Source organism: Pseudomonas farris, assembly GCF_019145235.1.
Lineage (GTDB): Bacteria > Pseudomonadota > Gammaproteobacteria > Pseudomonadales > Pseudomonadaceae > Aquipseudomonas > Aquipseudomonas farris.
In genome coordinates, this window is the sequence record NZ_JAHSTV010000008.1 from 214,224 (window position 1) to 234,029 (window position 19,806).

Here is a 19,806-nt window from a genome sequence, read left to right on the forward strand (position 1 = left end):
CGCGAGCAAGCCCGCTCCCACATTGGATTTGCGGTGCCAGTGCAGATTTTGCCCGGCAATAAAAAACGCCCCGGATAGCGAGATCAGGGGCGTTTTTGTTCAAGCAGCGAAATTCACTTCGCTTTCACACCTTCAAACGTAATGTACAACTCGACCGCGTCGGACTGTGGACCCAGGTCTTTCTGTTTGCCGAAATCGGAACGCTTGATGCTGGTGGTGCCTTCGAAGCCGGCACGGTAACCGCCCCATGGATCCTTGCCTTCACCCAGGAAGGTGGCTTTGACCACGATGGGCTTGGTAACACCAGCCAGAGTCAGGTCACCGGTCACGTCGGCAGTGTCTTTACCAGCGGCGTTTTTACCGGTGGATTTAACACTGGTGGAGACGAACTTGGCGTCGGCGAATTTGCCCACGTTCAGGAAGTCACCACTGGCGATGTGCTTGTCACGTTCGGCGTGGTTAGTGAACACGCTGGCGGTGCGTACATTGAATTCGATCTTGCTGTCTTCAGGCTTGGCGGCGTCGAAGCTGAACTTGCCGTCGATGTCCTTGAAGGTACCGGTGATGTAGCTGTAACCCAAGTGGCTGATCTTGAAATCAACGAAGGCGTGTTGGCCTTCTTTGTCGACAACGTAATCGGCCGCCATCACGTTAGCCGACAGCAGAGCAGAACCGATTGCCAGAGCGGCGAGCGTCTTTTTCAACATGCTTTCTATTCCTTTGGAGTCGAGGTTGAACATCAGGCTTTGCGTCCCAACATTCGCGTCAGGGTCGCATCACGATCAATAAAGTGGTGTTTCAATGCTGCCAACGCATGAAGGCCGGAAAAAATTACCAGCGCCCAGGCCAGGTACAAATGGATCACACCAGCGGTATCTGCCTGGTCCGGTAGTCCGGAAACCAGTGCAGGAACTTCAAACAGGCCAAACACCGGGATCCCGACACCGTCTGCGGTGGAAATCAGGTAACCGGCAATCATCACAGCGAACAGCCCGAGATAGAGGAAGGCATGGCCGAACACGGCGCCAAGACGCGTCATGCGGCTATAACTTTGCAGGGGCGGTGGAGGTGGGCTGATGAAGCGCCACAACACCCGCAGCAACATGACTGCGAACAACACCAGGCCAATGCTCTTGTGCAGATCCGGCGCATCTTTGCGCCAGGAACTGTAGTAGTCGAGACCGACCATCCACAGCCCCAATGCGAACAGGCCGAAGACCGCGAGCGCCACACCCCAGTGCACGAAGATGCTGACCCACCCGTAGCGGGAAGAAGAGTTACGTAGCTGCATTGCCCAAATCCTGTAAGAACTGCGCCCAAGACTATCGAGTTATCTATCGACTTAAAGCGGAAAATTTCGCTCTGAAACATCGAAAAATACGATCATGACCTTGGGGTCGAGATGTTAAGTGAGTGTTAACCAGAAGAAAAAACCTACAGACGCTGTCCCATATTCGCTTCCAAAAAGCCTTTACCACTCGTCAGAACTGTCATATCTGACAGTAGCCACCATTACAGGTCATTGATGAACCTGATCTCGGGCGATTGTCCGAGCGTCTGAACAGGAGTTCTACCATGAGTCACCATTCGAGTTCATCCCCCGCGACTACGCGAAACCTATCCAATTCGATACCCGTAGGGGAAGGGCCACGAGGGATAGCCATCAACAACGACGGATCACGGGTTTTTGTTTGCAATTACATTTCAGGCAATGTGTCAGTGATCAACACCCGGAACAGAAAGGTAATCCGCACCATCGCCGTCGAGCATTATCCCCAAAACATCGTCCTGGCCCATGGAGGGAAAAGAGCTTACGTGACCAACTACGGTTCAAGTTCGGTTTCGGTTATTGATACTGAAACCTATGCGGTGGGTAACGTCACGGTGGGAAGATATCCTCGGGGAATCGTCGTGAGCCGAGACGGGAAGCATGTTTACGTCACCGTTCGACAAGATAAAGAGTGGCTGGCAATTATTGATACCCGCACTTATGCGGTGCGCAGAGTGCGAGGATTACCCTCTCCCTCCATAAGTGTGGATATCAGCCAGGACGATTCGCGTCTTTATATTTCCAGCACAAACTCTCCTGGTGGCCCTTATCAGGACGCACTAACGATCATCAGCAGCAAGACTTTCAAAGTCCTCGATATCATCAAAACCGAACAGTATCCGTCAGCGGTTACCGTCAGTCCCGACGACAGAGAAGTGTATATCGTGTGTCTTGACGCTCAAAAACTGACCGTACTGGACCCTAAGTTATCGACCACCAGGCATTTCGATTTTGTGACTTGCGAAGGGAAAATAGTATTCGGCAAAAAAAACGCTTATGCCGTTGATCAAACCAAAAAAGAGGTCGTTGAAATCAATACCGTCACGTATGAGATTGTTCGCCGGGTTTCCATTCCTGATGCTTCCGAACCGTATGACATGGTTATTGATCAACGCAACCGCGCCTATATCAGCGACTACCAAAGCGACAAAGTACATAGGGTCGATCTAGCTTAGCGTCAAAGCAAAATCAGCAGCCGGCTTTAGCCGGCGACCTACGCAAGACATAAAAAAAGCGCGGCATCACTGCCGCGCTTTTTTTGATTCCAGCGCTTACTGCGCCTTGGTTTCAGTTGTCGCCGGGGTCTTCGCAGCAGTACTGACCGCTGGCTTCTTCACCGGCTCAGTCTTTTTCGCCGTCGCCTTGGCCGGAGTTTTTTTGGTCTCGGTTTTGGCAGCAGGCTTTTTCACTGGCGCTTTGGCCGGTGCTTTCTTGGCAGGCTCTGCTTTCACCGGTGCCGCAGGCTTCGGCGCCTCAACCGGTGCTGGCGCTGGAGTCGGCACAGGTACTGGGGCAGGTGCCGGAGCAACTGGTGCCGCTGGTTCCGGCGCCTTGGCCGGGGCCGGTTTGTCGTCAGAGCCACCGAACAGGTTGGTGAAGAAGTTGCCTTTCTTCGCCGCCACTGCACCGGCCGCTGCTGCGGTCGCCGCCGGAACAACTTTCGCCGGTTCAAACGACTTGCCTGCCGCCAGGTCTTCTACCTGACTGGCTGCACGCTGACCGGTGCGCAATGCGCCTTCCAGAGTGCCTGGGTACAAGGTATCGGTGTGTTCGCCGGCAAAGGCTACACGTTGCAGCGGGCGTTCCCACAGACGCCAGTACTTGCTCATCTGGCCAGGGCCGAAGGCCAGGTAAGCGCCACCCATCGACGGGTCGGTGCTGTAGCGACGGATTTCATAACCGGTGAACGAACCGCGTGCCTGTGGATAAAAGGCGTGCAGACGAATCAGTACCTGATCGACCATCTGCTTGTCGCCGAAAGCCTGCATCACCCGCGCGTTGTCGCCGGACAGGTTGATCACCACGTTGGCGCCGCCCTTCATGGCCGGCTCGACCCACAACATGCCCAGACCGGTGTTGCTGTAGATCTCGCCAGACATACGCGCCTTGCTTTCCCACACCGGCGTCTTGAACTTCAGCATGATCTGGTCACGCCAGCCGTAATTGGTGCCTTTGATGGCGCCCAGGTGCTGGGCATCCAGCGCCGGGGTCATCTGGATCTTGTTCAGTGCACGCAACGGCACGGCCAGCACAACGTAGTCCGCCTGATAGCCAACACTGCCGACTTTGACGGTCACGCCGTCCTTGTCCTGGCTGATGGCCGAAACCGGGGAGCTGGTCTTAATGGTTTTCAGCTGCTTGACGAAAGCCTGGGCCAGCACCGGGCTGCCGCCAGGCAGACGCGAGGCGCGCAGGTCACGGTCGGCAACGCCACGGTAGACGCGGCTCTGTTGTGCGAAGTACAGCAGCGACAGGCGCGAAGGTTCGTCATAGCGGGTACGAATCTGCTGATTCACCAACTGACGCGCAGTGGCTGGCAGATTCAAGCGATCGAGCCAGTTGGACACGTTGATCTGGTCCAGGGCGAACAGCGTGCTGTTGGCGGCCGGGTTCTGCGGGTCTTCAATCGAACGCGCCAGATCATCCAAAGTCTTTTCGTAGCGTTTCAGCGCTTCGGCGGTGGCCGGCTGTTTAGTCGCCAGATCGGCGGCGGTGAAATATTCACCGTCGATCAGGTAGCTCGGGGTCCGCACGAATTCAGGGGCTGGCGTGGTGGTCAGCTTGAACGTCGAGACGTACTTGTTCAGCACCGGTTGGGTCTTGTCGTTGCCGATCCACTCACTGGTGGCCATGCCGGAGCGACCGCCCAACGTCGGCTTGGCTTCCAGCAGGGTGACCTGCCAGCCTTTGTTCTGCAGTTCGTACGCCGCGGTGAGGCCCGAAAGCCCGCCGCCGATCACGATCACCGTTTTATCCTTGGCCAGCGCCGAAACGCTGAACAGCCCCAACATCACCAGCGCACAGGCGCGCAGCCAACCAGCAGACATTCAGCGAACTCCGGAAATACACGAGGAAATAGCGGTTTTACGAGTCAGACGACTCAAAGAACCGCGAAGAATACGTCAGCCATCAAAACGCCGCCAGCGACGTCTATCTCCTTATACAAAGTAGCTCAATCGACACAATGGGTTGTCCCGATGACGCGCATTGCATAGGCTTGCGCGATTGTTTGCCCGCGCACCCAGCGAGCTGCCTCGAGGAGACTGAACATGGGCCTGAATAATCAGTGGATGCAACGCGATCTCGCGGTGTTGTGGCATCCCTGCACCCAGATGAAAGACCACGAACAGCTGCCGCTGATCCCGATCAAACGCGGCGAAGGCGTCTGGCTGGAAGACTTCGAAGGCAAACGCTATCTCGACGCGGTCAGCTCCTGGTGGGTCAACGTGTTCGGTCACGCCAACCCGCGGATCAACCAGCGCATCAAGGATCAGGTCGATCAGCTGGAACACGTGATCCTCGCCGGTTTCAGCCATCAGCCGGTGATCGAACTGTCGGAGCGTCTGGTGAAGATGACGCCCGAAGGCCTGACCCGGTGCTTCTACGCCGATAACGGTTCGTCGTGCATCGAAGTCGCGCTGAAAATGAGCTTTCACTACTGGCTCAACTGCGGCCAGCCGAACAAGAAGCGCTTCGTCACCCTCACCAACGGTTACCACGGCGAGACCATGGCGGCGATGGCGGTGGGCGACGTGCCGCTGTTCACCGAAACCTACAAAGCCCTGCTGATGGACACCATCAAGGTGCCGAGCCCCGATTGCTACCTGCGCCCCGAGGGCATGAGCTGGGAAGAACACTCGCGCAATATGTTCGTCGCCATGGAGCAGACGCTGGCCGACAACCACGACACCGTGGCCGCCGTGATTCTGGAGCCGCTGATTCAGGGCGCCGGCGGGATGCGCATGTATCACCCGGTGTACCTGAAGTTGCTGCGCGAAGCCTGCGACCGTTATGGCGTGCACCTGATCCACGATGAAATCGCCGTCGGCTTCGGCCGCACCGGAACGATGTTCGCCTGCGAACAGGCCGGCATCCGCCCGGACTTCCTCTGTTTGTCCAAAGCCCTGACCGGCGGTTACCTGCCGTTGGCGGCCTGCCTGACCACCGATGAGGTCTACAGCGCTTTCTACGACGACTACCCGACCCTGCGCGCCTTCCTGCATTCCCACAGCTACACCGGCAATCCGCTGGCGTGCGCGGCGGCATTGGCGACGCTGGATATTTTCGAAGAAGACAACGTCATCGAGAACAACAAGGCCCTGGCCCAACGTATGGCCTCCTCCACCGCGCACCTGGCCGATCACCCGAACGTTGCCGAAGTGCGCCAGACCGGCATGGTGCTGGCCATCGAGATGGTCAAGGACAAGGCCAGCAAGACTGCTTATCCGTGGCAGGAACGTCGCGGTTTGAAGGTGTTCCAGCATGCGCTGGAGCGTGGTGCTTTATTGCGGCCGTTGGGCAGCGTGGTGTATTTCCTGCCGCCGTACGTGATTACCCCGGAGCAGATCGATTTTCTGGCCGAAGTGGCCAGCGAAGGCATCGACATCGCCACCCGTGACAGCATCAGCGTGGCAGTGCCGCAGGACTTTCATCCGGGTTACCGTGATCCGGGCTAGTTTCTCTCGTTCCCACGCTCTGCGTGGGAACGCAGCCGGGGACGCTCTGCGTCCCAAAAGCGGACGCGGAGCGTCCGGTGAGGCATTCCCACGCAGAGCGTGGGAACGATCAGTTCAGACGAATTACAGAGACCATTGATGAGACTGTCCCGCTTCTTTATCGACGCCCCCTTGAGCATCGGCGAACACGAGCTTCCCGAGGCCCAGGCCCATTACATCAGCCGCGTGCTGCGCATGGCCGAGGGTGATGCGGTGCAATTGTTCGACGGCTCGGGCCATGAGTTTCGCGGCACGCTGGCGGACGTCGGCAAGAAGCGCGTCGTGGTGAACATCGATGACAGCTTCGCCGGGCAGGTCGAGTCGTCGCTGGCGGTCCATCTCGGCCAGGGCTTGTCCCGTGGCGAGCGGATGGACTGGGCGATTCAGAAAGCCACCGAATTGGGCGTCAGCGAAATCACCCCGATCTTCACCGACCGCTGCGAAGTCCGCCTCAAGGACGAGCGCGCCGACAAACGCCTGATGCACTGGCGTCAGGTGGCGATCAGCGCCTGCGAGCAGTGCGGGCGCTCATCGGTGCCTGTGATTCATCCGCCGCTGCTGTTGGCCGATTGGCTGAAGCAGACGGAGGCCGAATTGAAGCTGGTGCTGCACCCGGTGGCCGAGCCGCTGGTGAGCCATGCGAAACCGGCGACACTGGCGTTTCTGATCGGCCCGGAAGGCGGGTTGTCCGACGCTGAAGTCGAGCAGGCCAAGGCCGGCGGCTTTCATGCCGCCCGCCTCGGCCCTCGCGTGTTGCGCACTGAAACCGCGCCGGTGGTGGCGTTGGCGGTAGCCCAGCAGTTGTGGGGCGACTTCTAGGGCCTCTTCGCGAGCAAGCCCGCTCCCACATTTGATCTCTGAACGACACAGATCAAGTGTGGGAGCGGGCTTGCTCGCGAAGGCCGGCGACGCGATCTACAAGACACAAAACAGAATCTGATCGTTCAGGAACTACTGCACCGGATCACTCACCGGCTTGGCGATAATCGCCTTCAACTCGCTGGTCATCGGAAACTCAAGGTTCAAACCTTTAGGCGGAATCGGCTGCTGGAACCAGCGGTTGTAGATGCCGTTGATTTCCCCTGAGCTGTACAAATCAGCGAGCGTCGAATTCACCAATTCGAGAAATTGCGGATCGCCCTTGCGCACCATGCAGCTGTAGATTTCCCGGGATTGCTCCTCGCCCACCACGACCCACTTATGCGGATCGCGAGCCTTGGCCCGTTCGCCGTAAAGCAGCGCGTCGTCCATGTAGAACGCCGCCGCCCGCCCTGACTGCAGCATCTGGAATGCTTCGCCGTGGTCCTTGGCGCTGATCACGAACATATCGATCTTGTGATCGACGTTGTAACTCTTCAGAAACCGCTCATTGGTGGTGCCGGCGGTGGTCACAACGTTCTTGCCGCGCAGGTCGGCGAAGCTTTTGATGCCGCTGTCCTTCGCCGTGAGCAATTGCCCCTTCACGTAGATGAACCCGTAGGAAAACGCCACTTGCTGCATGCGTTCGGCGGTCACGCCGGTCGAGCCGCATTCAAGATCGACCGTGCCGTTCTGCACCAGCGGAATGCGTGTTTGCGAGGTCACCAGGTTGTACTTCACCTGCAGATCCGGCAGCTCGAGTTTTTGCTTGATGCGCTCGACAATCTTGCTCGCCAGGTCCACCGAATAGCCCATCGGCTGCCCCGTGTGATCACCCACGTAAGAGAACGGCACCGACGCGTCGCGATAACCCAGCGTGATGCTCTTGGCATTGGCGACCTTGTTCAGCGTGCCGGTCAGCGGCGCTTCGTTGGCCTGGACCTGACTGGCGAGCAGCAGGCCAAGGGTGCAGCCGATCAACGTGATTTTTTGCATTGTTATTCTCCGTTGTGGGTAGTTCGAATTAACAGCGCGCGGCGATCACGGTGATTTCCACCAGAACCTCTGGACGGGCCAGTTGCGCCTGCAATGTGGTGCGGGTCGGCGCCTTATCCGGCGACAGCCATTGTGACCAGACCTCGTTCATGGCGGCGAAATCGCGGCCAATGTCACTCAGGTAAATGGTTGCGTTGAGCAAGTGATCCTTGTCGCTGCCAGCCTCGGCCAGCAATCCATCGATTTTCGCCAGCACCTCTGCGGTTTGGCCGGCAGCGTCGCGGCTGTCACCCGGCACCTGTCCCGATAGAAACACCAGCTCGCCAAAGGTCACGGCGCCAGAGAGTCGACTGTTGCTGTTGAAACGCTTGATGCTCATCGGTTCTTCCTTTTCCAGTCAGGCGACGCGGGGTGCGAGGCCCTGCATTTCGATCGAGGGTACGCGCCGGGCAATCAACTCACTCAGCAGCCGAGCGCTGCCGCAGGCCAGAGTAAAACCCAAGGCGCCATGGCCGAGGTTGAGCCAGAGGTTGCGGTACGCCGTGGCGCCAATCAATGGCACGCCGCTCGGGGTCGCCGGGCGCATGCCGGCCCACGCGATGGCGGCGTCGTAATCGCCGGCATTGGGTAAGGTTTCCTGCGCCTGGCGTTTGATCAGCGCCAGACGCTTGGGATCGAGCGCCGGGTCGAAGCCGACAATGTCGACCATCGCCGCCACCCGCAGTTGTGCACCGATGCGGGCGTAAACGATCTTGCGGTTGTAATCGGTGATGCTCAGCTCCGGCGCGCGATGTTCGGCGCGGATCGGCATGCTCAGGCTGTAGCCCTTGAGCGGGTACAGCGGCAGGTTCATGCCCGGCAACGCCAGCGCCGGGCTGCGATGACCGGCAGCGATCACCAGTTGCTCGACCGGCAATATCTGCGTGTCCATTTCGATGGCCTGCACCGCGCCGTCCGCGTGACGAATGCCGGTGACCGTGCGCCCCGGCAAAAACTCGCAATGCCCCGACGCCTTTAGCCGGGCCACCAGTTGCTGGCAGAACGCATGGCAGTCGGCGACTTCTTCATCGGGTGTGTAGATCGCGCCCACAAACGGCGCCTCGGCGAGTGCCGGCTCTAGTTGCGCGCACTCGGCCCGGGACAACACCTGTTGCTGTCGCGGATCAGCCAGCCCTTGGCGCGCATGCTCGAAGCTTGCGGCTTCACGAAACGTCACCAGTTTGCCGTTGCGCCGCCAATCGAAACCGTCGAGGCGGTCTTCGTCGCGCCAGCCTTGCAGCGTGGCCTGGCTCAGCAGCGCCAGGCGCAGCAGGTGTGCGCCGTTGCGCTGATTCACCGAACGACGGCAGGACGCCAGAAAGGACGCCACCCAGCGCCATTGGGCCGGGTCCAAACGCGGACGCAGCTTCAACGGCGAGTCACCGCGCAACATCCAGCCCAGCGCCTGCAACGGTACGCCAGCATCGGCCAGTGGCGCGACATAGCGGTAGGACAACTGGCCGCCGTTGGCGAAACTGGTTTCGCTGGCAAACGAATCCCGGGCCTCGATCAGCGTCACGTCGATGCCGTCGCGAACCAGTGCGTAAGCCGTTGTCAGCCCGATGACGCCGCCACCGATGATGCAAACCCGCTGAGCCATGTCTGTCCTTAAGCGTTGTTGGAACGTGCTTCAGGTTAGGACCAGGTGACAGCCGTTGAACAATGCATAAAGATGCCTGACCCATAAACAAAGGTTATGGACTTGCCATGCGACTGCGACACATCGAGATTTTTCAGGCCATTCGCCAGACCGGTTCGGTCAGTGGCGCCGCCCAGTTGCTGCACGTGTCGCAGCCGGCGGTGAGCAAAGTGCTGCAACACGCCGAACAGCAATTGGGCTTTCCGTTATTCCTGCGGGTGCGCGGTAAATTGCAGCCGACGCCCGAAGCCCTGGAGCTTGAGCGCGAGGTCGACAAGGTCACCGAAAGCCTGCAAGGCGTACGACGTCTGGCCCAGAGCCTGCGCCGCGAGCCCGGCCACAGCGTACGGATTGGCGCGATCCCGGCGCTGGCCTTGTCGCTGCTGCCTCCAGCGATCAACGAATGGACGCAACGCTACCCGGAAATCGCCTGCGAACTGTCCAGCGCCCACAGCCGCGAGCTGATGCAGAACCTGTTGATGCGCGAAGTGGATGTCGCCCTGACGTTGCAACTGCCCGATCATCCGGGCCTGAAAGCGCAGGCCCTGGCCTGTGGGATGCTGGTGGCGCTGGCGCCGAAGGGCTTTTGGGCCGACGATACTCACGGCACACCGCTGCCGTTGATCGAACTGGCCGGCGCGCCGCTGATCGGCTTGTCCAGCGCCGACCCGCTGGCCGCCAGACTCGACAGCTACCTTGAGGCGGTCGATCCGCCGCCAAAGGTACGCATCGCGGTGCAGACTTATTCGCTGGCGCGGGCGATGGTTGAATCCGGTGCCGGGCTAGCAGTGATCGACCCGTTCACCGCACTCGGCGCGTCCCCCGCCACCACAGCGATTCGCCCCCTGGCGCCGGCGCTACCGATCACCCTGTACGCAGTCACCCGCGCCGACGAACCGCCGCCACACACCTTGAGCGACTTGTTGCAGGTGTTCAGCCGACGGGCGCAGGCGCAACTGGATCGCCTGTGTCCCTGTGGGAGCGAGCCTGCTCGCGAATGCGGTGGATCAGTCAGCGATGATGTCGACTGACCTGACGCTTTCGCGAGCAGGCTCGCTCCCACAGGTTTTGCAAATAGCTGCAACGCGATCTACAAGACATAAAACAGAATCGCCACAAAGTGCAGCGCGCTCCCGGCAATCACAAACAGATGCCAGACCCCATGCGCATGCCGCAAGCGATTATCGAGGGCAAAAAAAACTATCCCCACGGTGTACAACACCCCGCCCGACGCCAGCCAGGTAAAGCCGACTGGCCCCAGCGCCGCCAGTAACGGCTTGACCGCCACCAGCACGATCCAGCCCATTACTGCGTAAATCACGATCGACAGAATCCGCGCTTCCGAGCGCGGTTTGATCTCTTGCAGGATGCCTATCAGCGCCAGCCCCCAGACAATCCCGAACAACGTCCAGCCCCACGGCCCGCGCAGGGTCACCAGGCAGAACGGCGTGTAACTGCCGGCAATCAGCAGGTAGATCGAAAAGTGATCGACCTTCTGCATGATCGTTTTCTTGCGCCCGCGCACGCTGTGGTAAACGGTCGAGGCGCTGTAGAGCACCAGCAAGGTGAACGCGTAAATTGCCACGCTGACGATCTTCCACGGGCTGCCGTCCATACTGGCGATCACCAGCAGCCACACGCCCCCGACAAACGCCGCCACCGCCCCGACCAGATGCGTCCAGGCATTCAATCTTTCCCCGTGATACATGTGTTGCTCACCTCAAATTCGTTACCGCAGCGTGCAAGGCTCAGGCCTCAAGGTTAAAAGCGCAATGTTTCCGTATAGCGCCACTCCTACAAAAAGCCATCGAGCCAAACGTCAGCCAATTGGGCACAATCGAGCGATTCGAATAAGAGTCACGCCCATGTTGATCGATGAAGAGTTGACCCTGAAAAAACTCGAGGTGTTCCTGGCCTTCATGCGCACCGGCAACTTGGCCCGCGCCGCCGCCGAGTTGCAAACCAGCAACGTTAGCGTGCATCGCGCCATCCATTCTCTGGAAAGCGCCCTGCGTTGCCCGCTATTCAAACACGAAGGCCGCAACCTGACCCCACTCGAAAGCGCTTATGTGCTGGAAGAACGGGCGCAGAAGCTGATTCAGGACGTGCTCGAAAGCGTGCGCCTGACCCGCGAAGCGGCCGGGTTCTCGGCTGAGCGCTTCAAGCTTGGGTCACTGTATTCGCTGACGGTGAAGACCGTCCCGCAGTTGATCATGGGCCTGAAAATCCGCCGCAGTGAACTCAATATCGACCTGATCCTGGGCTCGAACATCGACCTGTTGTACAAGCTCAAGAACATGGAAGTCGACGCGATCCTGGTGTCGCTGGATGACAGCGTGAATGACCCGGACTGCGAGCATATTCCGCTGTTTTCCGATGACATCTTCCTCGCCACCCCAGCTGATTCGCCCTTTGCCCAGCGGACCGAAGTCGATCTGGCCGAGGTGCGCGACGAGACATTCATCACCTTGACCCAAGGCTTCGCCACACACCAGGACGGTATTCGGGTGTTCAAACAGGCGGGGTTCGAGCCGAAGGTGGCGATGCAGGTCAACGACATCTTCACCCTGCTGAGCATGGTCAGCTCCGGGGTCGGTTATGCGTTGCTGCCGGGAAGGATTGCGGCGGTGTATGAGAACCGGGTGAAGCTGATTCCGTTGCAGGAAAAGTATCGGTTGCAGCAGCACATCGGCGTGGTGTTTCTGAAGGCCAAGGAGCGTGACCCGAATTTGCTGGCGTTGCTGGCGGAGTGTCGGATGTATGCCAATCGGCAGGCCTGAGACCGTGTCGCGCCCTTCGCGAGCAAGCCCGCTCCCACAGGGAAATGCATTCCAATGTGGGAGCGGGCTTGCTCGCGAAGGCGGTGGTACTTTCAACAAAGAACCAAATCCTTACCCCACAATCCCGCGAACAATGAAGTACAGCAACGAAGGCCCAAGCAAGCACCCAAGCCCGGTGTGGAACGTCGCCGTCAACGCGCCATACGGCACCAGCCGCCGATCCGTCGCCGCCAATCCGGCGGTCACACCGCTGACAGTCCCGGCCAAGCCGCCAAACACCATCGCCGAGCGAGGGTTATCCAGCCCCATCCAGCGCGCAGCCATCGGCGTACCGACCATCACCAGAATCGCCTTGATCAGCCCGGTGGCAATCGACAACGCCATCACATCGGACGTGGCACCAATCGCGGCCCCGGTCACTGGCCCGACGATATAAGTCACCGCGCCCGCGCCAATGGTGGTCATGCTCACCGCATCGCGATAACCGAATACCCAGGCAATGCTCGCCCCGACAATGAATGGCAGGATCGTGCCCAGCAGCAGCGCGATGACGCCAATCATCCCGGCCTTTTTCGCTTCGGTGGCCTGCACCTCAAACGCCGTGGCAACGATGGCGAAGTCACGCAACATCGCACCGCCCATCAAACCAATGCCGGAAAACAGCGACAAATCCGCCAGGCCTTTTTGCCCGCCGGTCATGGTACCGCCGACCCAGGCCAGCACCAGGCCGATGACGATGGCAATCGCCGAGCCGTGAATTCGTCCGAAGGTCAGGCGTTTGGACAACACCACCGACACCCACATGATCACGCCAACGAACGCGAACGCTGTCACCAACCCGTTATGTTCCAGACCTTTCTCGATGAGATCCCACATATCAGCGACCTCCTGCCGGTGCGCCAACCGACGTTATGTCCGCCGGTTCATCGGGCAAGGGTTCGCCTTTGTGGGTCCGGCTGATCAGCGCAATGGTGCAGCCGCAGAGCACCACCGAACCGATCGCCGCCAACACCGCCACCGGGCCGCCATGCAGAGCGGTAACAACGTTCTGTTGCGCGGCCATCGCCACCACTACCGGAATGTACATGGCGCCCCAGAAGCCGACGCCCATCTCGCAATCCTTGGTCATGCCGCCACGTTTTTGCATCCACAATCGCGCGCAAATCAGCAGGATCATCGCGATCCCGACCCCGCCAACGTTGGATTTCACGCCCAGCAACGCGCCGAGCATGTCACCCATGATCACCCCTGCCAGCGTACAGATCGCCAACAGCGCCACACCGTAAATAATCATTGTTGTAGTCCTCAAAGTGCATCGTCGGAATTGTTGTTTTTGTCGTTCGCAGCCTGAGTCGGTGATCTAGGGTTGGCGGCTTCCCTCCTCACGCAACAGCGCCTGCAAGGTATCAAGCCGCGCACCGTCGAAGGCAATCACGGTGCCCTGCTCGAACACCCGGCGCGCCAATCCGGTCAACACCGCACCGGGCGGCAGTTCGATCTGTAGACGTACGCCACGCTCGTAAGCGCTTTGCACCGTGCCGCGCCAATCCACCACGCGGCACATGTTGAAGGCCAGGTCGTCGCGTAACGCCTCGGGATTGATAACAGGCCGGGCGCGACTGCCGCTCAGATAACCCAGAATCGGCGTTTTCAATTGCACCTTGGCGAAGGCTTCGGCCAGGATTTTCGCCGGAGCTTCCAGCAGCGGACAGTGGGACGGCACGCTGATAGCCAGACGTTTGGCCAGACCGGCGCCACAACCTTTCGCCACCTCGGCAACGGCTTTCATCGCACCATCGCTGCCGGCAATGACCACTTGGTTATCGGCGTTGATGTTGGCCAGGTAAACCGGCGTGTAGAGGCTATGAACCTGCGCCAGCAAACCTTCCACCGTCGCCAGATCCAGACCGATGATCGCGGTCATGCCATAGCCCTGAGGATAAGCCTGCTGCATCAGTTCGCCGCGCAGGCTGACCAGATGCAGTGCATCACTGAAGCTCAAGGCGCCGGCGACCACCGCCGCCGGGTAGGCGCCGATGGACAATCCGGCCACGTAATCCACGCTCAATAACAACTGACGTGAAGCGGCCACTCCGGCGATCAGCAGGCACAGCTGAACCGCCCTCGTCGACTGCAACGCCTCGGCAGAATCGAGCAACAAAACATCTTCACCCAGCACCTCGCTCGCCTCGATCAGCGTTTCCCGAGGCAAACGATGGAGCATGCCCGGTTGCTGCGCGCCTTGGCCGGGAAACACCAGCAAACTGCTCACGCTGCTTGCTCCTGCGGGTTCCAGGGATCGGTGACCAGGCAGGCGACCTGAGCGTTTTTGAGCAGCACCCGTTGCGACGGGCCGGCCCATTCGCGCAGAGCCACGGCGCCATTCGGCGTCTGCAATTGCATGTCGACCAGACATTCAGCGGTGCCGAGAAGCGTCACCAACTCTTGCGCTTGAAGTCGGCTCAACGGTTGCGGTGTACGCAGAATCAAATCGAGATCGCTGCGCTCATGCAACGCCGCAAAACCGCTGGCCAATTCAAACCCGGCGCTGCCGCTGACACCCCACACCCAACCGCAGGTGTCGAGTATCGGCCGCAGTTGCGCCAGCGCTCGCAACGCCGGCAGATCCCGAACCGTCTCGACATGACACAGCTCTTCCGGCCTTACCCGACGCGAAATCGCTCTGATCGCCATCGACGTTGCATAACGCTGTTCACGCAAGCGTCCGCGCACGCCGACCGCGATTTGATCCGGCGCAGTTATCGCGCGCCGAACCACCACCGGCTGACCCGCGCTGATCGACTCGATCACCCACGCAGGCGCATCCGCAGGCAACTGCTCCGGGGTCATCCCCCACAGCAGGTCGTGGGCCAGAAGCGTGTTCACCACTGCTCTCTCAGCAGTTGGCGAACCTTGCTCGACGCGGCGCGATTGTTCGCACCCAAGCGGCCGCTCAAATCGCGACGACCTGCCTCGACATCCTCAATCGCCTGAACCAGACACTCGTTCACCCGCGCCAGATCCGCCGTCGTCGGTTGTTCGATCTGATCCACCGACAAGGTTTCCCAAAGCAAACCCAGGCTGGCAAAGCTGTCGATGTCATAGGCCATCGGCGGCACGCTGGCGGCCAAGGCTTCAAGTTCTTCGACACTGCGCAATGTCACCCGCGCCGCCGACGCCTTGCCCATCGCATGCACCATCACGCCCGGATCGCGCAGCGCGATCAGCCGGTTGGCCTGATAACCATGAGCGAGAAACGCCCCGGACATCGCCTTGCCCACCAGCAAACCAATCACCGCATGCCCGGCCAGTCGGGCGCGGGCATAACTGTCCGCCGCACCGGCCAAGGCCTGATGAATGCCGAGGGCTTCTTCGCGTCGGCCGTAAGCCTGGCTCGGCACATCGACAATGGCGATCAAGGCGCGTTTTTGAGGTTTGTCGTTATCCGCAGCAATAACGTCATCCACCGCTTTGGCCAGGCCCCAGCCTTCCAGCAAACCGACCTCGCCATTGCGGGCGCGGACGAAGCGGTTGTCGGGATCGGCCACCACCGCGATAAAACGCGCAGGCTGCTCACCCAATAAACCATCGGCGACTTTCAACGACGCCGGTAAACCCTCGACCGGTTTCGCGCCGGCACTCAGGGCGTTGAACCAGTTCAAGCCTCTCAGGGAATACGAACTCATGAGCGCTCTCCTTGATACAGATCGCGAACCGTCGACGGCTCGATTTGTGGTTCGGTGTCCAGGCTGGCCAGCCGTTGTAGGAACCATTCGGCCTGGCGACTGCGTTGCTGCGCCGACAAACCCTGCTGGAGCAACTCGCTAACCTGCTGCTGAATCTGCGCCACGTCGTCAGCGACATAGCGATCCACCAGTCCACTGGCGAACCGTTGCTCGCCACCGGTCAGGCTCCAGATAAACGGCCGGTCACGGGAGTCGTATTCCTCAAGTCCGGCTTCCTGCTCGATCACTTGGGGGCCGTTGAGGCCAAGGCGCGCTTCCTGAGTCACCAGCAAATAGCTGCACAACCCGGCGGCAATCGACATGCCGCCAAAGCAACCGACGCTGCCGGCGACTACGCCGACTACTGGCTGGTACTGGCGTAAATCGACAATCGCCGCATGAATATCGGCAATCGCCGCCAACCCGAGGTTGGCCTCCTGCAAACGCACGCCACCGGTTTCCAGCAGCAACACGGCGCGAGTGGGAATGCCTTTACGGTTGTCCTCGGCGGCCAGTTCCAGCGCACCGGCAATCTTCGCCCCGCCGACTTCACCCAGGCTGCCCCCCTGAAACGCACCTTCGATGGCCGCGATCACCACCGGCAAACCACCGAGGCAGCCCTTGGCGATCACCACGCCGTCATCGGCTTGCGGCACCACGCCCTGGCGTGACAGCCATGGCGACATGACGCGCTGAAACGGGTCGAGCAGTTCACGAAAAGTACCCGCGTCGAGCAAGGCTTTCGCTCGTTGCCGGGCGCCGAGTTCGACGAAACTGTGTTTGTTGAGAAGCGCTGCGCTGTCAGTCATGACTGATCTCCTCGAAGCCTTGTTCCAGGCGCAAACGCACCACGCCGGGAGTGGCGCCGAAATCGTGGATATCAATCGCCATCGCGGGCAGTGTCTGGCCGTCGAACATCCGCGCGAACAGATGCTGCCAGCGTTGTTCACTGCCGTTGACCGAGGTCTGCACCTGGATCGTCAGCTTGCCGGCCATCCCCGGTTCGATCAGCACTTCCAGATCGCCCGAGCCTACGCAGCCCACCAGCGCCCTGCCCCGTGGCGGCTGCCCGGCGGGGAATTCAAAGGATAAGGTTTCCATCAAAACGCTCCCTGGAAGATGCCGTCGCCCGAGTCGATACGGTCGATAAACAGGCAGGCTGCGAGCAAGTCCGCAGCGCCGCCGGGCGAGGCATTCAACGCGATTAATTGTTGGTCCAGCTCATGCAAACGGCGACGGCCGGTCAGGCTCGCACTGCCGCCGGCGTCGAGCACTGCTTGGGCGCCGAGTTGCATGGTCTGCAGGCCTTGCTCGCCCGCGCGGTAGAGCACGCAGGTATCGGAGAGATGGGTCATGATCGCCAGCAAGGCGTCGAGCCGAGCGTTCTGTTCGCCATGGCCGGCGGCACGGCTGAGTTTGAGTTGCGGCAGTGCGCGTTGAATCACTGCAGGGAAACCAAGCTGTGCTTCTTCGCGTGCACCGCGAGCGCCGTAACGCTGGGCGACTTGGGCGCCATGGCTCAGAGGACGCGGCGCGTAACGGTCGTCGAGCAAGGCCAGACGTGCAGCGCGCAAGGTCACGGCGCTTGCTTTGGTATTCGTGCACTCCAGCGCCGCCGCAGCGACCAACAGCCCCAACGCCCAGATCGCCCCACGATGAGTATTCACACCGTTGGTGGTGGCGAGCATCGTTTGCTCACCGTCACGCCCAATCCGCCCGAGGGCTTCGCGCAGGGGTAAACCGACTTCGCCAAACTCTATGGCCGCTTCTGCCATTGCCTTGAACGCCGGCCACAACGACAGCGCCGAGGCGTGCATCAGGTTCAGGTGTAAATCGATGTGCGCACCATTGCCGCGACGGTCGACCAGCGCCGGTTTCGGCGACAGATCCGCTTCGTCGATCAGCGCGTCCACCGCGAGATCCGCCAGCCGCTCAGTCAGGGTTAAAGGTTTCGGTTGCAGGTTGAATGCGTGCATTACCAGCTCCTGAACTTGGCGGGCGGGTTGTAGAGGCCACCGGACCACTCCACCAGATCGGCCACGCTTTTCGCTGCGAGCAGCTCGCGGGTGGCGTCAGTGCGGCGGATGCCGAGGTCTTCGGGCAAGGCGATCAGGCCTTCGCGGCGCATGCGGGCGGTGTCTTTCGGGTTGTGGCGCAGGCCGATGGCGGTCACCCCGGCGACGGCGGCGATCATCGCCTGACGTTCTTCGAGGGAACGGGCCTTGTACAAATAGGCGATGCCTTCTTCGGTGAGCAGATGGGTGACGTCGTCGCCATAGATCATGATCGGCGCCAGCGGCATGCCGCTTTTCTTCGCCACCTCCACCGCGTCGAGGGTTTCGACGAAGGTCGGTTTGCCGCCCTCCTGGAAGGTCTCGACCATTTGCACCACGAGTTTTTTACCGCGTTCCAGCAGCGCTTCGGGTGCATCGTCGTGACGCATGTCGAGCCAGGCCGGCGTGCCATGGCGGCGACCGCGCGGGTCGTGACCCATGTTCGGCGCACCACCGAAACCGGCCAGCCGTCCACGAGTCACGGTGGAGGAATGGCCGTCGCCGTCGACTTGCAGGGTCGCGCCGATGAACAGGTCCACCGCATATTGCCCGGCCAGTTGGCAGAACATCCGGTTGGAACGCAGCGAGCCGTCGCGGCCGGTGAAGAACACATCCGGTCGAGCGGCGATGTAGTTTTCCATGCCCAGCTCAGTGCCGAAACAATGCACGCTTTCGACCCAGCCACTTTCGATGGCCGGGATCAGGGTTGGGTGAGGATTGAGCGTCCAGTTGCGGCAGATCTTGCCCTTCAAACCGAGGGATTCGCCGTAGGTCGGCAGGATCAGTTCGATGGCCGCGGTGTTGAAACCAATGCCGTGGTTGAGCGATTGAACGTTGTGTTTTTCGTAGATCCCGCGGATCGCCATCATCGCCATCAACACGTGCACAGGCTTGATGTGTCGTGGGTCGCGGGTGAACAGCGGTTCGATGTAGAACGGCTTGTCGGCCACCACCACAAAATCGACCCAGGACGCAGGGATATCGACGCGGGGCAGTTCGCTGACATCGTCCACCAATTGATTGACCTGGACGATGACGATGCCGTCGCTGAAGGCGGCAGGTTCGATCAACGCGGGGGTGTCTTCGGTACTCGGGCCGGTGTAGATGTTGCCCGCGCGGTCGGCCATGAAACCGGCCGAAAGCACGACGTTCGGGATCAAGTCCACCACCAGCCGCGCATAGAGCTCGATGTAGGTGTGGATCGCGCCGATTTCCAGCAAACCGTCTTCGAGCAACTGACTGATGCGCAGGCTCTGGGTGCCGGCAAAAGAGAAATCGAGCTTGCGGGCGATACCGCGCTCGAACAGGTCCAGGTGCTCGGAACGCCCGACGCTGGGCATGATCATGTGCAAGTCATGCAGCTTGCCCGGATCGGTCTTGGCCAAGGAACGGGAAAGGAAATCCGCCTGTTTCTGGTTATTGCCCTCCAGCACCACACGGTCGCCAGGCAGAATCAACGCCTCCAGCGCCGCAACGATCTTGTCGGTGGGCAACACCACACCGTCGGCGAAACCCCGCACCAGCTCGAGACGCCGCTGCTTTTCGCTGCGCCGCCGCGTCCATCGCGAGTCGGGGGATATTGTTGTTGTCATGACCACTCCACGGGTTCGCTGTCGTGGGAGTCACCTTAGGAGCGTTGGGTGGGGGGCATCAATCAAGCAGAGTGTTGG

The 19,806-nt window shown here is 60.4% G+C and carries 21 protein-coding genes; 5 read left to right on the forward strand and 16 right to left on the reverse strand.

Annotated features, from left to right (window positions below; genetic code table 11):
- Positions 1–113: 113 nt before the first annotated feature.
- Positions 114–707 (reverse strand): YceI family protein, encoded by a 594-nt coding sequence (locus KVG95_RS18435; RefSeq protein ID WP_217857444.1) that lies wholly within the window; start codon positions 705–707, stop codon positions 114–116.
- 32 nt (positions 708–739) lie between these two features.
- The gene (locus tag KVG95_RS18440; RefSeq protein ID WP_008007496.1) at positions 740–1,291 is read right to left on the reverse strand and encodes a cytochrome b; all 552 of its coding nucleotides are present in this window, start codon (positions 1,289–1,291) and stop codon (positions 740–742) included.
- 284 nt (positions 1,292–1,575) lie between these two features.
- Here KVG95_RS18440 and KVG95_RS18445 point away from each other — a divergent pair, with 284 nt between their 5' ends.
- Positions 1,576–2,505 (forward strand): YncE family protein, encoded by a 930-nt coding sequence (locus tag KVG95_RS18445; protein ID WP_217857445.1) that lies wholly within the window; start codon positions 1,576–1,578, stop codon positions 2,503–2,505.
- A 96-nt stretch (positions 2,506–2,601) separates the two neighbouring features.
- On the opposite strand, the gene KVG95_RS18450 is transcribed toward KVG95_RS18445, so the two are convergent.
- Positions 2,602–4,377: a flavin monoamine oxidase family protein gene (locus KVG95_RS18450; protein ID WP_217857446.1), complete on the reverse strand. Its 1,776-nt coding sequence runs from the start codon at positions 4,375–4,377 to the stop codon at positions 2,602–2,604.
- 222 nt (positions 4,378–4,599) lie between these two features.
- Between KVG95_RS18450 and KVG95_RS18455 the strand changes: the two genes are divergently transcribed.
- Entirely contained in the window at positions 4,600–6,006 is a 1,407-nt protein-coding gene (locus KVG95_RS18455) for an adenosylmethionine--8-amino-7-oxononanoate transaminase (protein ID WP_217857447.1), read from the forward strand.
- 138 nt (positions 6,007–6,144) lie between these two features.
- Positions 6,145–6,864 (forward strand): 16S rRNA (uracil(1498)-N(3))-methyltransferase, encoded by a 720-nt coding sequence (locus tag KVG95_RS18460; protein ID WP_217857448.1) that lies wholly within the window; start codon positions 6,145–6,147, stop codon positions 6,862–6,864.
- 132 nt (positions 6,865–6,996) lie between these two features.
- Here the strand turns inward: KVG95_RS18460 and KVG95_RS18465 are convergent, their stop codons facing one another.
- From KVG95_RS18465 to KVG95_RS18475, 3 genes are read right to left on the reverse strand one after another with little or no spacing between them, the layout of a single operon-like run.
- Entirely contained in the window at positions 6,997–7,899 is a 903-nt protein-coding gene (locus KVG95_RS18465; RefSeq protein WP_007898005.1) for a transporter substrate-binding domain-containing protein, read from the reverse strand.
- 28 nt (positions 7,900–7,927) lie between these two features.
- The gene (locus tag KVG95_RS18470) at positions 7,928–8,278 is read right to left on the reverse strand and encodes a RidA family protein (protein WP_217857449.1); all 351 of its coding nucleotides are present in this window, start codon (positions 8,276–8,278) and stop codon (positions 7,928–7,930) included.
- Between the two features lie 18 nt (positions 8,279–8,296).
- Entirely contained in the window at positions 8,297–9,538 is a 1,242-nt protein-coding gene (locus KVG95_RS18475; protein WP_217857450.1) for a D-amino acid dehydrogenase, read from the reverse strand.
- Positions 9,539–9,645: 107 nt separating this feature from the next.
- Between KVG95_RS18475 and KVG95_RS18480 the strand changes: the two genes are divergently transcribed.
- Positions 9,646–10,608, forward strand: coding sequence for a LysR family transcriptional regulator (locus KVG95_RS18480; protein ID WP_217857451.1), 963 nt, complete (start codon positions 9,646–9,648; stop codon positions 10,606–10,608).
- 59 nt (positions 10,609–10,667) lie between these two features.
- Here the strand turns inward: KVG95_RS18480 and trhA are convergent, their stop codons facing one another.
- Positions 10,668–11,285, reverse strand: a complete 618-nt coding sequence (trhA, locus tag KVG95_RS18485) for a PAQR family membrane homeostasis protein TrhA (RefSeq protein ID WP_217857452.1) — start codon at positions 11,283–11,285, stop codon at positions 10,668–10,670.
- 157 nt (positions 11,286–11,442) lie between these two features.
- Here trhA and KVG95_RS18490 point away from each other — a divergent pair, with 157 nt between their 5' ends.
- Positions 11,443–12,357 carry a LysR family transcriptional regulator gene (locus tag KVG95_RS18490; RefSeq protein ID WP_217857453.1) on the forward strand — a complete coding sequence of 305 codons (915 nt, stop codon included), beginning with the start codon at positions 11,443–11,445 and terminating at the stop codon, positions 12,355–12,357.
- Between the two features lie 111 nt (positions 12,358–12,468).
- On the opposite strand, the gene madM is transcribed toward KVG95_RS18490, so the two are convergent.
- The 9 genes from madM to mdcA form a co-directional block, all read right to left on the reverse strand.
- The gene (gene madM / locus KVG95_RS18495) at positions 12,469–13,233 is read right to left on the reverse strand and encodes a malonate transporter subunit MadM (RefSeq protein WP_038981001.1); all 765 of its coding nucleotides are present in this window, start codon (positions 13,231–13,233) and stop codon (positions 12,469–12,471) included.
- Between the two features lies 1 nt (position 13,234).
- Positions 13,235–13,651: a malonate transporter subunit MadL gene (gene madL, locus KVG95_RS18500; RefSeq protein ID WP_007897996.1), complete on the reverse strand. Its 417-nt coding sequence runs from the start codon at positions 13,649–13,651 to the stop codon at positions 13,235–13,237.
- Between the two features lie 66 nt (positions 13,652–13,717).
- Entirely contained in the window at positions 13,718–14,629 is a 912-nt protein-coding gene (gene mdcH, locus KVG95_RS18505; RefSeq protein WP_217857454.1) for a malonate decarboxylase subunit epsilon, read from the reverse strand.
- Positions 14,626–15,246: a malonate decarboxylase holo-ACP synthase gene (locus tag KVG95_RS18510; protein ID WP_217857455.1), complete on the reverse strand. Its 621-nt coding sequence runs from the start codon at positions 15,244–15,246 to the stop codon at positions 14,626–14,628. The genes mdcH and KVG95_RS18510 overlap by 4 nt, the downstream gene beginning before the upstream one ends.
- Entirely contained in the window at positions 15,240–16,043 is an 804-nt protein-coding gene (gene mdcE / locus KVG95_RS18515; protein WP_217857456.1) for a biotin-independent malonate decarboxylase subunit gamma, read from the reverse strand. Before mdcE ends, KVG95_RS18510 begins: the two co-directional genes overlap by 7 nt.
- On the reverse strand, positions 16,040–16,891 hold the full coding sequence (locus KVG95_RS18520; protein ID WP_217857457.1) for a biotin-independent malonate decarboxylase subunit beta: 852 nt from the start codon (positions 16,889–16,891) through the stop codon (positions 16,040–16,042). The genes mdcE and KVG95_RS18520 overlap by 4 nt, the downstream gene beginning before the upstream one ends.
- Positions 16,884–17,183 carry a malonate decarboxylase subunit delta gene (locus KVG95_RS18525; protein WP_217857458.1) on the reverse strand — a complete coding sequence of 100 codons (300 nt, stop codon included), beginning with the start codon at positions 17,181–17,183 and terminating at the stop codon, positions 16,884–16,886. Before KVG95_RS18525 ends, KVG95_RS18520 begins: the two co-directional genes overlap by 8 nt.
- Entirely contained in the window at positions 17,183–18,058 is an 876-nt protein-coding gene (locus KVG95_RS18530; RefSeq protein WP_217857459.1) for a triphosphoribosyl-dephospho-CoA synthase, read from the reverse strand. Before KVG95_RS18530 ends, KVG95_RS18525 begins: the two co-directional genes overlap by 1 nt.
- Positions 18,058–19,728, reverse strand: coding sequence for a malonate decarboxylase subunit alpha (gene mdcA, locus KVG95_RS18535; protein ID WP_217857460.1), 1,671 nt, complete (start codon positions 19,726–19,728; stop codon positions 18,058–18,060). Before mdcA ends, KVG95_RS18530 begins: the two co-directional genes overlap by 1 nt.
- Positions 19,729–19,806 lie beyond the last annotated feature (78 nt).

Coding starts and splice junctions, on each gene's coding strand:
- KVG95_RS18435 (WP_217857444.1), bottom strand. CDS start 707: ATGTTGAAAAAGACGCTCGCCGCTCTGGCAATCGGTTCTGCTCTGCTG.
- KVG95_RS18440 (WP_008007496.1), bottom strand. CDS start 1,291: ATGCAGCTACGTAACTCTTCTTCCCGCTACGGGTGGGTCAGCATCTTC.
- KVG95_RS18445 (WP_217857445.1), top strand. CDS start 1,576: ATGAGTCACCATTCGAGTTCATCCCCCGCGACTACGCGAAACCTATCC.
- KVG95_RS18450 (WP_217857446.1), bottom strand. CDS start 4,377: ATGTCTGCTGGTTGGCTGCGCGCCTGTGCGCTGGTGATGTTGGGGCTG.
- KVG95_RS18455 (WP_217857447.1), top strand. CDS start 4,600: ATGGGCCTGAATAATCAGTGGATGCAACGCGATCTCGCGGTGTTGTGG.
- KVG95_RS18460 (WP_217857448.1), top strand. CDS start 6,145: ATGAGACTGTCCCGCTTCTTTATCGACGCCCCCTTGAGCATCGGCGAA.
- KVG95_RS18465 (WP_007898005.1), bottom strand. CDS start 7,899: ATGCAAAAAATCACGTTGATCGGCTGCACCCTTGGCCTGCTGCTCGCC.
- KVG95_RS18470 (WP_217857449.1), bottom strand. CDS start 8,278: ATGAGCATCAAGCGTTTCAACAGCAACAGTCGACTCTCTGGCGCCGTG.
- KVG95_RS18475 (WP_217857450.1), bottom strand. CDS start 9,538: ATGGCTCAGCGGGTTTGCATCATCGGTGGCGGCGTCATCGGGCTGACA.
- KVG95_RS18480 (WP_217857451.1), top strand. CDS start 9,646: ATGCGACTGCGACACATCGAGATTTTTCAGGCCATTCGCCAGACCGGT.
- trhA (WP_217857452.1), bottom strand. CDS start 11,285: ATGTATCACGGGGAAAGATTGAATGCCTGGACGCATCTGGTCGGGGCG.
- KVG95_RS18490 (WP_217857453.1), top strand. CDS start 11,443: ATGTTGATCGATGAAGAGTTGACCCTGAAAAAACTCGAGGTGTTCCTG.
- madM (WP_038981001.1), bottom strand. CDS start 13,233: ATGTGGGATCTCATCGAGAAAGGTCTGGAACATAACGGGTTGGTGACA.
- madL (WP_007897996.1), bottom strand. CDS start 13,651: ATGATTATTTACGGTGTGGCGCTGTTGGCGATCTGTACGCTGGCAGGG.
- mdcE (WP_217857456.1), bottom strand. CDS start 16,043: ATGAGTTCGTATTCCCTGAGAGGCTTGAACTGGTTCAACGCCCTGAGT.
- KVG95_RS18520 (WP_217857457.1), bottom strand. CDS start 16,891: ATGACTGACAGCGCAGCGCTTCTCAACAAACACAGTTTCGTCGAACTC.
- KVG95_RS18525 (WP_217857458.1), bottom strand. CDS start 17,183: ATGGAAACCTTATCCTTTGAATTCCCCGCCGGGCAGCCGCCACGGGGC.
- KVG95_RS18530 (WP_217857459.1), bottom strand. CDS start 18,058: ATGCACGCATTCAACCTGCAACCGAAACCTTTAACCCTGACTGAGCGG.
- mdcA (WP_217857460.1), bottom strand. CDS start 19,728: ATGACAACAACAATATCCCCCGACTCGCGATGGACGCGGCGGCGCAGC.